The organism is Pseudomonas sp. RC10 (assembly GCF_038397775.1).
Lineage (GTDB): Bacteria > Pseudomonadota > Gammaproteobacteria > Pseudomonadales > Pseudomonadaceae > Aquipseudomonas > Aquipseudomonas bambusae.
Genome location: NZ_CP151650.1, coordinates 1,870,881 through 1,883,865 on the forward strand (window position 1 = coordinate 1,870,881; position 12,985 = coordinate 1,883,865).

The window sequence follows — 12,985 nt, forward strand, 5'->3', positions numbered from 1 at the left end:
GGTGGGAGCGAACTCATTCGCGAAAAAAGGGCGCAACCGATAGAGAAAATATCGGTTGTACCCCTACTTCGCGAATGCATTCACTCCGACAGTGAGCTGTAGGAGCGGGTCGTTCCGCGTCAAAATTGGCACCCTCTACACGGATCATCCCTCTGCCTTCTTCGCCGCCTCATCCATCTCCTTCAACCGCTGATCTATCAACTGGCATTTGTCCGGCACGTCCTTCGACGACGTCTCCAGTTGCATGTCTTTGATCTCTTGATTCAACTCCTTCGCCTTCGCAGGGTTCTGCTGCGTTAGCTTGTGTACTTCCTGCGCCAGTTGTTCACGCTTGGCTTCAGCCTCTTCCGGTGTGCACGCCCAGACCGATGTGCCCGCGAGCAGCGTCAGCGCGGCGGTGATGCTCATCAGGGTTTTCATGATTGCCTCGGTATCTCTTGCCTGCGTAAGGAGTGGAGGGGGCGCTGGAGGCAAAAGTTCAGCGCGAAGCCGCTGGGCGCGTGGGCTGAACGGCTGCGAATGAGGTCGGTCACACCTTCTGAGCACCACCGCCCGACGACCGGATGTCGCGGGCTTTCATCCCTGCTCCTGGAGGTTGGAAGATGTCTGACAAATATGACTGGGACCTGATCGAGCGACTGTTGCATGAAGTCCAAAACAGCGCTGATAAACCGTTTGCCCCGCGCAAATACGCCGAAGAGCATGCCGCGGCCAGGGCGGCTGCCGGTGATAATACCGGGGATCTGGACGCGCTGAAAAAGCGCGCTGCCGATCTGGAGTCGTTGCTGTTCAAGAACGGGTTCATTGAATCGCGGCCAGAGGAAGAGGGCGGCAACGGCGAGAATTTTGTGTTGACGCAACGAGGTTCACGGCTCTTGGCGATGATCGAGAGCGGAATCCCGGGCGACGCCCCTCCGCGTCAGGTGCTGGACGAGCAGGCCGATGCCCTTGATCCGGCGACCTTTGACAAGGTGTCGTTGAAGGCGCAGGTCGCGCCGGGCGCTATTTGACGTCCTGTCTGGCATGCCGGGGCGGCGCACTCAACATCGCCGCCGTCGGCAAGCCAGACTGCTACAGAGGAAGAATCACGATGCTTTTTTCACCCCTTTCAAACAGCTCAGGTTGGTAAAGTCCTGCCGTACATCCGCGATTTTTGCCAGCAGCTTCTGTCGCTGATCAGGCGAGCTTTGCGCCATCAAATCCGTGATCAACGAAATGGCCGCCTGCTCGGTGTGGTCGTACGCCGCCCGGTATTCCGGCGTCCAGAACGTCTCGCGATCTTGCAGCAACCGAGCGATTCTCTGATCGAAATCCGGCGCCTGTCGCTGTTTGACGGCCGTCACCAGCAGCGATTGCCAGTGGGCGCGGTTGTCGATCCAGACCCGGTTCTGCTCGCCCAGTGACGTCGACCATTGCATCACGCGATCCTTTTGCGCCGGGCTAAGTTTGCCGACCCACGGGTTCAGGCGTTTCTCCATGCGCTGCGCCCGGTCTTTGATCTGTTGGTCCAAGGGCTGATCGACGTACTCCGCTTCATGCTTGCTCAAGTCTTTGGCGAACGCGGCCCCCATCTCACTGACCTGCTGATCGTCCAACTGGCGCAGCAACTCGACCGCTGACGGCGTGATTTCATGGGAGATGGTCGCGATGGCCTGACGGGCCTCGGCGGTGCGCGCCTTGAGCTGGGTTTCGTTGACCTGGTTGGTTTCGACCATGTTCTGCAGGCGGTCGAGCCATGTGAGGTAGTCAGGAATTTGCGTGGTGCAATGCCAGGTCAGGTGTTCCTTGAGGCGCTCGTCGAGCCAGTCTTTCTGATTCGAGTGCATGGCCAGATAGTCGCTGAGTGACCACGGAATGATCAGGTCCAGATGTCGGTACGTCAGACCGATCTGGCTACACCCTGCGACGAGCAGCAGGCTGAGCCACAGCGAAATACAGGTCTTCAACACAATGCGCATGTCCGCTCCTTGCCGGTTCGTCTCCTTTTTATAGAGCGAGTCAGGACAAGGCGGTTCAGCCGATTAGAAGAACGAGCGGACGATCTTGAGGGTCACTGCGCTTTCGCACTGGGTGTTATGCCCGCTGTAGGCAGTGCAGTCGGCGCCATTGAGGCTGGAGCCGCTGTACATCAGGTTCATGTCCATCCCCAGCCATGGGCGGGAAATGTTGAACGACCAGTCGTTGTAGGCGCTTACCACACCGCCGCCGTCGATGACGGTGGGCGCGTCGAGCTGATGATTGCCGTACTGCATGCGCAGGTCCAGACCCAGTGGCATGAAGCCGCCCAATGCGCCGAGATCGAGGAACAGCGTGCTGTCCTGACGCCCGGAATCGGTGCTGACGGCGGTGCCGATGCGGCTGTCAAAAATGCGAAAACCGGCGTACAGCTCGTGGCTGTCGATCTGACTGGTATTGGGATAGCTGTAGCGGATCACGCCCAGCTCGTAGCCCAGGGTTTTGTCGAAGGGTTTCTTGAAGCCCAGGTAGGAATCGACTTCAAGGGTGGTGTTCGGCGCCAGGCCCGCGCTGGGCGACCACTGGCCGAAGTAGAAACCGCTTTCGTGGGTGAGGTCCAGGCCACCGTGGAACTTCGAGTCTCCCGCGCTTGGCGTCACCAGCCCCTGAGCCATGGAGCGGCTGGGCGTGGTGCCGAGTTTGAGACTGAAGTCTCCGAGGTCACGTTCCAGAACCTGAGCCCGAGCGGGGGGATGGATCAATAGCGCACCTGTCAGCAGCGCGCCGGTCCAGCGGGTAAAACAGCGAGCATAAGGCATGCTTCACTCCTGTTCGGATTCAGAGGAGTGGATCGAAGGTACTTATCTGAATGATGGGCGCAACGCAGGAGCGCCGATAAGAACCGCGAGCTAGAGCCTCGCAAGCATACCGGCGAATGCGCGCATGAATCGACCGCTGGTCGATTCATGGCAGAAAATTTGAACTTCGCGATCAGTTGTTCTGTGAAATCAATTTGTTGACCACGATCAGCGCTTGAGGAAATGACGGGTAACCGCTCTTGGCGACGTCCAGTTCGTCGTACTTCGCCCGGTAGCTACGGGCCTTGTCCTGATCTACAGAACCGGACAGTTGCGCGAGCAGCGCGATGGCCAGCGGGTATTTCTTGTCGGCGGAGCTCTGCAGCAAATCATGCACCTGCGAGCCTTCAGGGTTCAGCCGCAGTTGCAGCACCGCCTGATAAAACTCGGCTTCCCCGGTCTTGTCTTGTTTGGCTGCCCGGCTCAGCAATGCGCTCGCCAGTTCGTAACTGTCCTGACGACGCTCGTTGATGATCCACTTGGCCTGCAACATGTCGTTCTGATAGAGCAGGTAGTCGGATCGGCAACCGCTGCCAACCGTCGTGACATCGCAGCCCTTTGTTGCACAGCCACCCAATCCAAGACAGAGCAAGGCGCTGAAAAACATCCATTTCTTCATATCGGATTTCCGCTGAGACGTCGGGTCATTCAGGGCATCGTCCGGCCTGTCACCTACAGCCGCCAGTCGAAGACGAGTGGCCTGTGTCGAGACAGTAAAGCAGAGCTTTGTAGAAGCGGGCTTAATGATTCGGGGAGCGATGGACCTGGCGCCTTGTGATCAAAGCGCCTGGATGTCGACCGCGGAGGCGGGGAAAAATTTACTTTTTACCGAGGGAGATCTGTTTCGATGTGCCGAAGGTCTGGCCGCTGACGCCTTTTGCGATCTGCTGGATTTCGCCGCCGGACTTCAGGAAAGCCGCGATTTGTGCGTTGATCGAATCGCTGGTCTCAACGGCAGGAGCTGGCTTGGCTTTCGAGTTGGATGCTTTTACGCGCATGGCTGCAATTGACCTATATAAATTTAATACGGCCGGCCATCCTATCGGAATACGCAGAAAATTGCGCGGTAAATATACAGCCTGCGGGGGAGGACGGTATTGACTGCGACGCAAATCATACCTTGGGAATACCCGCTAACTGCCTGTTTTAATTGCGCGGGCATCACCGAAATGCGACCCGCGATGGGGGAAATTTTTTCGCGAAATCGCTGAGTCGATCTGACGAATGGAGACGATTTCCCTTTTCTCTGGCCGCCTGCCTTCACCAATACCTTGATTTTCAAGGCCCGCAACGCCTGCTGAGAAACGGCCCTCGCACGACCGGCCAGACCGCGCCAATCTCGGGTAGAATGCCGCCCACGCAATGAGGGTATTTGGACATGGCTTTAGTCGGGCGCTACAACAGTTTGCAAGTGGTTAAACACACTAACTTCGGTTTATATCTGGACGGTGCGCAGGACGGCGAGATATTGCTGCCCAACCGCTATATTCCCAAAGATATTCCCAGTGAAGACGAAGACTGGTTAAACGTCTTCATTTATCTGGACAGCGATGACAAGTTAATTGCCACCACGGAAAAACCGAAAGTTCAGGTCGGTGAATTCGCCAGTCTCAAAGTGGTGGAAGTGAACAGCATCGGCATCTTCCTGGATTGGGGGTTGCCCAAGGACCTGCTGCTGCCGTATTCCGAAGAAAAGCGTCCGCTAAAAGCCGGGGATTATTGCGTGGTGCATGTCTATCTCGACAAGCACACCCGCCGCATCACCGCCACGTCGCGCCTGGACCGCTATCTGGACAAAGTGCCTGCCAACTACACCGTGGGGCAGGAAGTGGACCTGCTCGTGGTTGAAGAAACGTCCATGGGCTTCAAGGCCGTGATCAACAACAAGCATTGGGGCCTGATTCACAAGAATGAAGTGTTCAAGTTCCTGCGTTCCGGCAAACAGGAAAAAGGCTTCATCAAGGAAATACGCAGCGACGGCAACATCAGCTTGAGCCTGCAACCGGTGGGCGAACAATTGGCGAGCAGTCTGAACACCAAGATCCTCGACAAGTTGCGCCAGAACAACGGCGTGCTGCCCGTCAGCGACAAGAGCGATCCGGCGGTTATCAGCAACCTGTTCGGGGTCAGCAAAGGCAACTTCAAGAAAGCCATCGGCGCGTTGTACAAACAGGGTCAGATCGTGATTCACGCGGACCGTATCGAACTGGTCTGATTCACTCCTTCCTGCGCAGCTCGCATCGCCGTCGAGAGAAAGCGCAACGCTTTTTGCAGCTATCGTCGATGAACGCGGGTCACAGCCAATGAGCGCGCCAACCGGTGCGACTCATGGCTTGCTCGGGGTGTGCCCATGAAACGATTTTTCAGCGCTTATCTGTCCACGCTCGCAGCGTTTCTGGTGCTCGACGGCCTCTGGCTTGGTGTCTTGATGGGGCCGACCTATCGCGCCTGGCTGGGGCCGTTGATGCTGGAAACACCGGTGATCTTCCCGGCGCTGCTGTTCTACCTGATCTACATCGTGGGCATCGTGCTGATCGGCGTGTTCCCAGGTGCGAGGGCTGGCAGCCTCAAATACGCGGCAGGGTACAGCGCGTTGCTCGGGCTGATGGCCTACGGGACCTATGACTTGACCAACTGGGCGACCTTGCAGGGCTGGCCTTCGCAACTGGCGCTGGTGGACTGGGCGTGGGGAACGTTCGCGTCGGGTGTGGCAGGGGCGGTGGGGTATTGGGCCGTGCGCAGGTTCAAGGTCCAGGCGATATGAATCTGCAGGAGCGAATTCATTTGCGAAGGCATTTCAGCCGACGCATCGCATCGGCTGGACCCTTTTCGCGAATAAATTCGCTCCTACAGAGTGATGCGTACAAGGCCGGTGAGCCTGGGTATGCCGTCGATTACTTCTGCACAAACCCCGCAAAACTCAGATTCGCGCCGTTAGGACGCATGTCCTTGAGGTACGAATCCTTGTCTGCTGACAGCTCCAGGCTGACAGTGGACTTGCGTTTGCCTTCGTTGCGAATCACCACTCCGTCCTTTTGCTCACGCAGGAACCTGGTCGTCACCTTGAGGTGAATCAGCTCGTCGGTGCTCGGCGTGTGCAGCAGCAGATGCAGCCATTCGTATTGACCGACCGCCAGACGCGCGACGGGAAGGTCGAACCACCAGATGTTGCGCTTGGGGTCGAGTACCGCGAAATGGGTGTTGTTGGTGCCCAGCACGGCGCCGCCCAGTTGCTCATTGCGGCGCGCGATGGCCTGCTGCTTGTCGATTTTCATAACGTTCCTGTGTAGCGCTTTCTCGTGATCCTGAGGGTGTATCCGCTGAAAGGGCAGGATAGTCACAATCCGGTTCGGCCGCGCATTCTCCGGGGTTGTCCGGCAAACATAAAGCCCAAACTGGAACAGGCGATGAAAAGCCTCGCAGCCGGCGGATAAACCGCCTCTGAAATAATTGAAACTCTCGCGGACGGGGGCCGGTCAATGCTTATGTCGAGGTTATGACACCTGATTCTTACCGAGGAGAAACACGATGAGCAGCACTGGCGATAAAGTCAAAGGCATGGCCAACGAAGCAGCCGGTAATGTCAAACAAGGCGTCGGTAAAGTCACCGACAACGACAAACTCAAAGCCGAGGGTAAGGCGCAAGAGCTCAAGGGCGAAGCGCAACAAGCGGTTGGCAAAACCAAAGATGCCGTGAAAAAAGGCGTCGACAAGGCCTGATGGCCCGCGCGCTTCGGCTTCGGGCCCTGACGAGGAGCCTCAAGCGAATACCCGCATGACCTGTAGCGGCCATCCTTTGATGGCCGTTATTGTGTCCGGCCCAAAACATTCTGCAACAGACATCCTGCAACGTATTCACCGTGGCAAAAGTGCTTAACTGGATGTAAAAAGCCGCCCCGTTCCAGAGGGCCTATGGAATTTCAAAGCGTTTGCCCGCTCGTATAGGTAAATGTGCTTCAGATACGTCTACGTCGCGAAAGGAGACGCCATGATATTCCCGGATTTGCGCCAGCTACGTGTGAGAACCGTGTTGGTCAGAACGGTCAAAGAGTTTCTCGACGACGAGATGTCGACCTACGCCTCGGCGTTGGCTTATCAGATGTTGTTCTCGCTATTCCCGTTTCTGCTGTTTCTGATCGCCCTGATCGGCTTCCTGCATTTGCCCGATTTCTTCAGCTGGCTGCGCCTGCAGTCGGAACTGGTCTTGCCGCCCGTGGCGCTGGATCAGGTCAACCCCGTGATTGACCAGTTGCAACAATCCAAGGGTGGCTTGCTGTCCATCGGTATCGTGATCGCCCTGTGGTCGGCTTCTGCGGGCGTGCGGTTGATGATGAGCGCGATGAACGCCGCCTATGACGTTGCCGAAGGACGTCCGGTCTGGAAGCGCATTCCGCTGTCGGTGTTGTACACCGTGGGCTTCGCCGGGATGCTGCTGACCACCGCCGCGCTGATGGTCACCGGCCCTCAGGTGATGAGCTGGCTCGCCGCGCAGATCGGCATGGAAGCGTTCATCGTTACGCTGTGGACGCTGCTGCGTTGGCCAGTGATCATCATTTTGCTGATGGTCTCGGTGGCGACCATGTATTACCTGATGCCTGACGTGAAGCAGGAATTCCGCTTCATCTCGCCCGGTTCGGTGCTGGCAGTGGTGGTGTGGATCGTGGCCTCGCTGGGCTTTGCCTATTACGTGAAGACGTTCGCTAACTACGACGCCATGTACGGCAGCATCGGGGCGATCATCGTGCTCCTGCTGTATTTCTACATTTCCGCTTCGGTCTTGCTGCTGGGCGCAGAGATGAATGCCGTGATCGAGCACATGTCCGAAGAGGGCAAGGCCAAGGGTGAAAAAGTGGCGGGCGATGGCGGTGAAAATGCCGATGGCGAGACCGTGATTGCGAAGAAGCACGTCTCGGGTCTGGGACGGGATCACACCCACGATCACGATCATGATTACGAACCGGCGCTGCAACCCCTGCAACCGCTCAAAACCGATAAACCCTGATCGATCCTTGTGGCAGGATGCGCATCTGACCGGCGCATCCGCCCCTTTCGAAAGGTTCTTCCATGATTCGTGAAATTCTGAAAATGGGTGACGAGCGCCTGCTGCGCGTTGCGCCGCCCGTGCCCCAGTCGATGTTCGGCTCGCGTGAGCTGAAAACCCTGATCGACGACATGTTCGAAACCATGCGCAGCGTGGGGGGCGTCGGGTTGGCCGCGCCGCAGATTGGTGTCGATCTGCAGCTGGTGATCTTCGGTTTCGAGCGCAGTGAGCGTTACCCGGATGCCGAGGCTGTGCCGCAGACCATTCTGCTCAATCCGCTGATCACGCCGCTGGAACCGACCGTGGAAGAAGGCTGGGAAGGGTGTCTGTCCGTGCCGGGTTTACGCGGTGTGGTCGAGCGTTACGAGCACATCCGCTATGAAGGGTTCGATCCCGATGGCAAGGCGATTCAGCGCGACGCGCGAGGGTTTCACGCACGGGTGGTGCAGCATGAATGCGATCACCTGATCGGTCGTCTGTACCCCTCGCGGGTCAAGGATTTCACCCGCTTCGGCTTCACCGAGGTGCTGTTTCCTGACATGGACCCGAATGCGGATGATTGATCACGGGATATGAAGTGAAATGCGACCTCATTGTGGGAGCCAGCAAGCCGACCCCACAGGCGCTTTTGCGCTCTACAAACCGTTTTCTTGAAGCCTATTTGCCCGGTTTGACGAACCGCAGCGTCATTCGGTCCGACTCGCCAATCGCCAGGTATTTGTCCTTGTCCTGATCACCCTTCATCAACGCGGGCGGGAGGGTCCAGACGCCGTCGGGGTAATCCTTGGTGTCCTTGGGGTTGGCGTTGACTTCGCTCTGACCCACCAGCTTGAATCCCGCAGTTTCGGCCAGTTTCACCACGTAATCGGTGGGCAGGTAGCCGTTCTTTTCGTTGTCCTTGGCCGTGGTGCCCGGCTTGGCCCGATGGTCGACTACGCCCAATGTCCCGCCCGGTTTCAGCACGGTGTAAAACGCCTTGAACGTCGCGGCTTCATTGCCTTCATCGACCCAGTTGTGCACGTTGCGGAAGGTCAGCACGGTGTCCGCCGAACCAGGCTTGCCGAAAACCGGAGTCTTGGGGGCATACGCTACTACGTCGACCTTGCCGTAATGCGCAGGGTCGGCGGCGTATTTCTGCCGGAGGCTCTCGGCGGATTTTTTCGCATAATCGCTTTCCGAAGGGTCGACGATAGCGGCGACGTAATGGCCTTTGTCTTTGAGCAAGGGGGCCAGCACTTCGCTGTACCAGCCATTGCCCGGCGTGATTTCGATGACGGTCTGATCGGTGCGCACGCCAAAGAAGGTCAGCGTCTGTTCCGGATGCCGGTACTGATCGCGGGCCGCATTTTTGGGCACGCGCCAGTCGCCCTTGAGCACTGTGGCGAACTGTTCATGGCTGATGTTTGACGCGGAAGCAGGTGTGGCGGCAGTGGCCAGTGACGACCCGAAAAGGGCCGCGAGGGAAACGGCTAACAGCGTGGTTTTCATGTGCATCCCGGTTGACGGCAGGAAGTGATGGCCGAGGCTAGCACGCACGATGGAGGGACGCGTGGCACATTTGGTTTGGTCGTCATAACCAAACGATCTACATCTTTCCCGGTCTCGATGTACAACGTTGTATCTGTCATGTGCAGAATTGCGGGGCCGCTTCTTCCTTACGTGAAGGATCAGGGGGTTCGAGTATTCCTTTGGCGACCTTCGCACCCGACCGGTATCCCGACATGGCTCAAGGCTACGCAGAATTAAGAATGTACGTTGCCCCTGACCGCGTGCGCGAGGCGCAGGAGCAATGGGTGAGCCGCGTGCTTGAATTGCTCGGGGCAGCACGCCTGGACGCCCAGCCGCTTGATTTGCCGCAGCTCTGGCTGTCGCCGCATTTGTTGATCACGCAAACCTGCGGCTACCCGCTGATGACCCAACTGCGGGGGCAGGTTCAGGTGGTGGGACGTCCGGTGTATCAACTGCCCCACAGCGCTGATGGCAACCATTGCAGCGTGCTGGTGGCGCGGGCCGATGATGCGCGTGGGCGGCTGGAGGATTTCCGCGGCAGTCGCGGGCTGCTCAACTCGCGGGACTCCAATTCCGGCATGAACCTGTTTCGTCACGCGTTGGCACCGCTGCAAGCAGGCGGCACTTTCTTCGCCGACGTGTCGTTGACGGGCGGCCACCGCAACAGCTTGGCCGCGATCAAGGCAGGGCGGGGAGATCTCGCCGCCATCGACAGCGTGACCTTCGACTATCTCGCGCGTGATCACAGTGAAGAAGTCGCGCAGGTGAAGGTGATCGGGCGCACCGCCGAGGGGCCGTGCCTGCCCTATATCACCCGCGTCGGCGCTGATGCCGAGGTGATTCGGGCCGCGTTGAATCAGGCCCTCAAAGACCTGCCGCACGTTGCGCAGGTGCTGGCGATCAGCGAAGTGCTGCCCTCCCGCGAAGAGGATTACCAGGTGCTGCTCGATTACGAACGACACGCGCAAAGCCTGGGATTGCCAGTGTTGTAAGCCGCTTCGCAGATCACAGGTGGGGCGCTGATGTGAAAAAACTGAAACCTGTGACGTGCGCGCAGGTCTTGAATGAAACGTGTGCTGTGCCGAAGCCGACCGAGCCTGTCTTGACGTGGGCTTGATCGCTGACGATGTGACCGAACTCATTAACCAAGAACTAAAAAGAGACAACCATGACATCGATCAAACACTTGCTGGGCGGCTCGCTGCTCGCGTTGGCGGTTCTGACTCAGCCCGCGCACAGCGCTGAAAAGACCACGCCCATTCATTTCGGCGACATCACTTGGGAAAGCGGCAGCCTGATCACCGAGGTCCTGCGGACTATCGTCGAGAAGGGCTACGGTTACCCGACCGACAAGCTGCCAGGCAGCACGGTCAGCCTCGAAGCGGCGCTGGCCAAGAACGACATTCAGGTGATCGGTGAAGAGTGGGCCGGTCGCAGCCCCGCGTGGGTGAAAGCGGAATCCGAAGGCAAGGTCTATGGCCTCGGCAACATCGTCAAAGGCGCCACGGAAGGCTGGTGGGTGCCGGAATTCGTGATCAAGGGTGACCCAGAAAAAGGCATCAAACCCCTGGCGCCGGACCTCAAATCGGTGGCTGACCTGCCCAAGTACAAAGACGTGTTCAAAGACCCGGAAGACCCGAGCAAGGGCCGGTTCCTCAACAGCCCGACGGGTTGGACCTCTGAGATCGTCAACACCCAAAAGCTCAAGGCGTACAAGCTCAACGACACCTACGTGAACTTCCGTACCGGCTCTGGCGCAGCACTGGACGCGGAAATCGCCTCGTCCATTCGCCGTAATAAACCGGTGCTGTTCTACTACTGGTCACCGACGCCGTTGCTGGGCCGTTTCAAGCTGATCAAGCTGGAAGAACCGCCATTCAACGAGGCCGCGTGGAAGACCCTGTCCGATGCCTCCAACCCGAACCCGATCGGCTCGGCCTCATTGGCCGCGCACCTGGCCATCGGTGTGTCCGAGCCGTTCCACAAGCAATATCCAGAGCTGGTGAGCTTCTTCGAGAAGGTTGATCTGCCGATTGATCAACTGAACAAAACCCTCGGCGAAATGAGCGAGAAACGTCTGGAGCCGGATGCGGTGGCCAAGACGTTCCTGAAAGACCACCCGGAAATCTGGACTGCGTGGGTGCCTGCTGACATCGCGAAGAAGGTCTCGGCGGGGTTGTAAGTCGTTTCGAGCAATTCCCCTCGTGGGCATGAGCTTGCCCACGGAGGCGGATTCCAGAAACGACAGGGATGTGGATGTACTGGCCCTTCGTGATCAAGCCCACTCCCTTCTGTGCCAGGCTTGCAGGCTGCAATCTCCTCAACCTTGCTCCAAATCTGTGGTCTCACCCCAGAACGCACCGCTCGCCTTGCGCCGGGCACGCGTTTGATCAGTTGGTAAAGCGTGGCTCAACTGCTAGCGTTCGGGGGAGTCAGTGAGTTGATCACACAGATAAAAGTCGCCGGGGAGAGGACATGGGATATAGCAGATCGACTGCGTTGACGATTTTGAACTTGGCGGCCGGAGGGCTTTTTGGCGTATTGGTGGGGGCGTCAGGCTGTGCGCTGGCCGGCGACACCGCTCCCGATCCCTCAGCCTCGCGCCCAGCACAACCCTCCGCTCAATCACCGGCCACCGCGTCTACAGCGCCCGACGCGCTGGCTTTCGTCAAGGATCATCATTTGGGCGAGAGCCTCGGCTGGCTGGGGTACCAAGTGGCGTCGCGCACTGTGACGTTCACCACCATCGTCGAAGCCGTCGGGCGCACTAAGGCCCAGGAAATCGTCAAGGACGAACTCCAGTATTTGCAGCCCCAGTATCAACAGGAATGGGATCGAAACCTCGCCGCTGCCTACTCGGCTTCGTTTACCCCTGACGAACTGACGGCCCTCGACGCGGGTGATCCGCCGCCTGAAGTTGCCAATAAATTCCGCGCCAAGCAGCGCGACGTCGGCATGGACATGAAAGGCCGTTCCAGTGAGTTGCTCAAGGTCTATGTGTCGACCGCGCTGGACAACGCGCTGAAAAAAGCCAAGCCTTGAGGCGTCGGGTGCTGCCAGCAGCGTCCGGCCTATTTTTTGATCGACAGGGGAAGGAGAGACCATGGACCCATTCATGCAGGCGGCCATCGACGAAGCGCAGAAAGGGCTGGACGAGGGTGGCATTCCCATTGGCTCGGTGATCGTCCACGACGGCAAGATCATTGGTCGCGGCCATAACCGTCGGGTGCAAGAAGGCAGCGCGATCAAGCACGGCGAAATGGACGCGTTCGAAAACGCCGGACGCCAGCCCGCCAGGGTTTACCGCGAAGCCACGCTCTACACGACCCTCTCACCCTGCGCGATGTGCAGTGGCGCGATCCTGCTGTATGGCATTCGCAAAATCATCGTCGGCGAGAACGAGACGTTCATGGGTGAAGAAGCACTCTTGCGCTCGCGAGGCGTGCAAGTGGACGTGGTGCACAACGCCACCTGCATCGGGCTGATGAAGCAATTCATCGCCGACAAGCCTGAATTGTGGAATGAGGATATCGGCGAATAACGCGTCCCGTCGCCACTCCGCGATCCTTGTGGGAGACGCCGGAGGGACGACGGCAGCGATTCGGCGAGTCAGTCACAGCGT

Annotated in this window: 17 protein-coding genes; 10 read left to right on the top strand and 7 right to left on the bottom strand. The window is 58.4% G+C overall.

Features of this window, described 5'->3' with window-relative positions; genetic code table 11:
- Positions 1-144: 144 nt before the first annotated feature.
- Positions 145-420: a hypothetical protein gene (locus tag AAEO81_RS08665; RefSeq protein WP_341962915.1), complete on the bottom strand. Its 276-nt coding sequence runs from the start codon at positions 418-420 to the stop codon at positions 145-147.
- A 182-nt stretch (positions 421-602) separates the two neighbouring features.
- Between AAEO81_RS08665 and AAEO81_RS08670 the strand changes: the two genes are divergently transcribed.
- The gene (locus AAEO81_RS08670) at positions 603-1,010 is read left to right on the top strand and encodes a transcriptional regulator (RefSeq protein ID WP_166597584.1); all 408 of its coding nucleotides are present in this window, start codon (positions 603-605) and stop codon (positions 1,008-1,010) included.
- A gap of 75 nt (positions 1,011-1,085) precedes the next feature.
- Here AAEO81_RS08670 and AAEO81_RS08675 read toward each other — a convergent pair whose 3' ends face one another.
- From AAEO81_RS08675 to AAEO81_RS08690, 4 genes are all read right to left on the bottom strand, one after another.
- A complete protein-coding gene (locus AAEO81_RS08675) occupies positions 1,086-1,958 on the bottom strand; it encodes a DUF6279 family lipoprotein (protein ID WP_341962917.1) in 873 nt (290 codons plus the stop codon).
- A gap of 63 nt (positions 1,959-2,021) precedes the next feature.
- A complete protein-coding gene (locus AAEO81_RS08680; protein WP_341962918.1) occupies positions 2,022-2,774 on the bottom strand; it encodes a TorF family putative porin in 753 nt (250 codons plus the stop codon).
- A 172-nt stretch (positions 2,775-2,946) separates the two neighbouring features.
- Positions 2,947-3,432 (bottom strand): hypothetical protein, encoded by a 486-nt coding sequence (locus AAEO81_RS08685; RefSeq protein ID WP_341962920.1) that lies wholly within the window; start codon positions 3,430-3,432, stop codon positions 2,947-2,949.
- A gap of 199 nt (positions 3,433-3,631) precedes the next feature.
- Positions 3,632-3,811 (bottom strand): hypothetical protein, encoded by a 180-nt coding sequence (locus AAEO81_RS08690; protein WP_166597588.1) that lies wholly within the window; start codon positions 3,809-3,811, stop codon positions 3,632-3,634.
- 380 nt (positions 3,812-4,191) lie between these two features.
- Here AAEO81_RS08690 and AAEO81_RS08695 point away from each other — a divergent pair, with 380 nt between their 5' ends.
- A complete protein-coding gene (locus AAEO81_RS08695; RefSeq protein WP_341962921.1) occupies positions 4,192-5,028 on the top strand; it encodes a S1-like domain-containing RNA-binding protein in 837 nt (278 codons plus the stop codon).
- 135 nt (positions 5,029-5,163) lie between these two features.
- Entirely contained in the window at positions 5,164-5,577 is a 414-nt protein-coding gene (locus AAEO81_RS08700; RefSeq protein ID WP_341962923.1) for a DUF2177 family protein, read from the top strand.
- Between the two features lie 130 nt (positions 5,578-5,707).
- Here AAEO81_RS08700 and AAEO81_RS08705 read toward each other — a convergent pair whose 3' ends face one another.
- Positions 5,708-6,088 carry a hypothetical protein gene (locus tag AAEO81_RS08705; RefSeq protein ID WP_341962924.1) on the bottom strand — a complete coding sequence of 127 codons (381 nt, stop codon included), beginning with the start codon at positions 6,086-6,088 and terminating at the stop codon, positions 5,708-5,710.
- Positions 6,089-6,341: 253 nt separating this feature from the next.
- On the opposite strand from AAEO81_RS08705, the gene AAEO81_RS08710 reads away from it, so the two are divergent.
- The 3 genes from AAEO81_RS08710 (at position 6,342) to def (ending at position 8,417) form a co-directional block, all read left to right on the top strand.
- Positions 6,342-6,533, top strand: a complete 192-nt coding sequence (locus AAEO81_RS08710; protein WP_166597592.1) for a CsbD family protein — start codon at positions 6,342-6,344, stop codon at positions 6,531-6,533.
- Positions 6,534-6,801: 268 nt separating this feature from the next.
- Entirely contained in the window at positions 6,802-7,815 is a 1,014-nt protein-coding gene (locus AAEO81_RS08715; RefSeq protein ID WP_341962927.1) for a YihY/virulence factor BrkB family protein, read from the top strand.
- A 62-nt stretch (positions 7,816-7,877) separates the two neighbouring features.
- Positions 7,878-8,417 carry a peptide deformylase gene (gene def / locus AAEO81_RS08720; RefSeq protein ID WP_341962929.1) on the top strand — a complete coding sequence of 180 codons (540 nt, stop codon included), beginning with the start codon at positions 7,878-7,880 and terminating at the stop codon, positions 8,415-8,417.
- 94 nt (positions 8,418-8,511) lie between these two features.
- Here the strand turns inward: def and AAEO81_RS08725 are convergent, their stop codons facing one another.
- Positions 8,512-9,342 carry a methyltransferase gene (locus AAEO81_RS08725; protein ID WP_341962930.1) on the bottom strand — a complete coding sequence of 277 codons (831 nt, stop codon included), beginning with the start codon at positions 9,340-9,342 and terminating at the stop codon, positions 8,512-8,514.
- A gap of 233 nt (positions 9,343-9,575) precedes the next feature.
- On the opposite strand from AAEO81_RS08725, the gene AAEO81_RS08730 reads away from it, so the two are divergent.
- From AAEO81_RS08730 to AAEO81_RS08745, 4 genes are all read left to right on the top strand, one after another.
- The gene (locus tag AAEO81_RS08730; protein WP_341962931.1) at positions 9,576-10,355 is read left to right on the top strand and encodes a PhnD/SsuA/transferrin family substrate-binding protein; all 780 of its coding nucleotides are present in this window, start codon (positions 9,576-9,578) and stop codon (positions 10,353-10,355) included.
- Positions 10,356-10,531: 176 nt separating this feature from the next.
- Complete coding sequence (locus AAEO81_RS08735; protein ID WP_166597597.1) at positions 10,532-11,545, top strand: ABC transporter substrate-binding protein; 1,014 nt, start codon at positions 10,532-10,534, stop codon at positions 11,543-11,545.
- 293 nt (positions 11,546-11,838) lie between these two features.
- Complete coding sequence (locus tag AAEO81_RS08740) at positions 11,839-12,405, top strand: hypothetical protein (protein WP_341962932.1); 567 nt, start codon at positions 11,839-11,841, stop codon at positions 12,403-12,405.
- A gap of 61 nt (positions 12,406-12,466) precedes the next feature.
- The gene (locus tag AAEO81_RS08745; protein WP_166597599.1) at positions 12,467-12,904 is read left to right on the top strand and encodes a nucleoside deaminase; all 438 of its coding nucleotides are present in this window, start codon (positions 12,467-12,469) and stop codon (positions 12,902-12,904) included.
- Positions 12,905-12,985 lie beyond the last annotated feature (81 nt).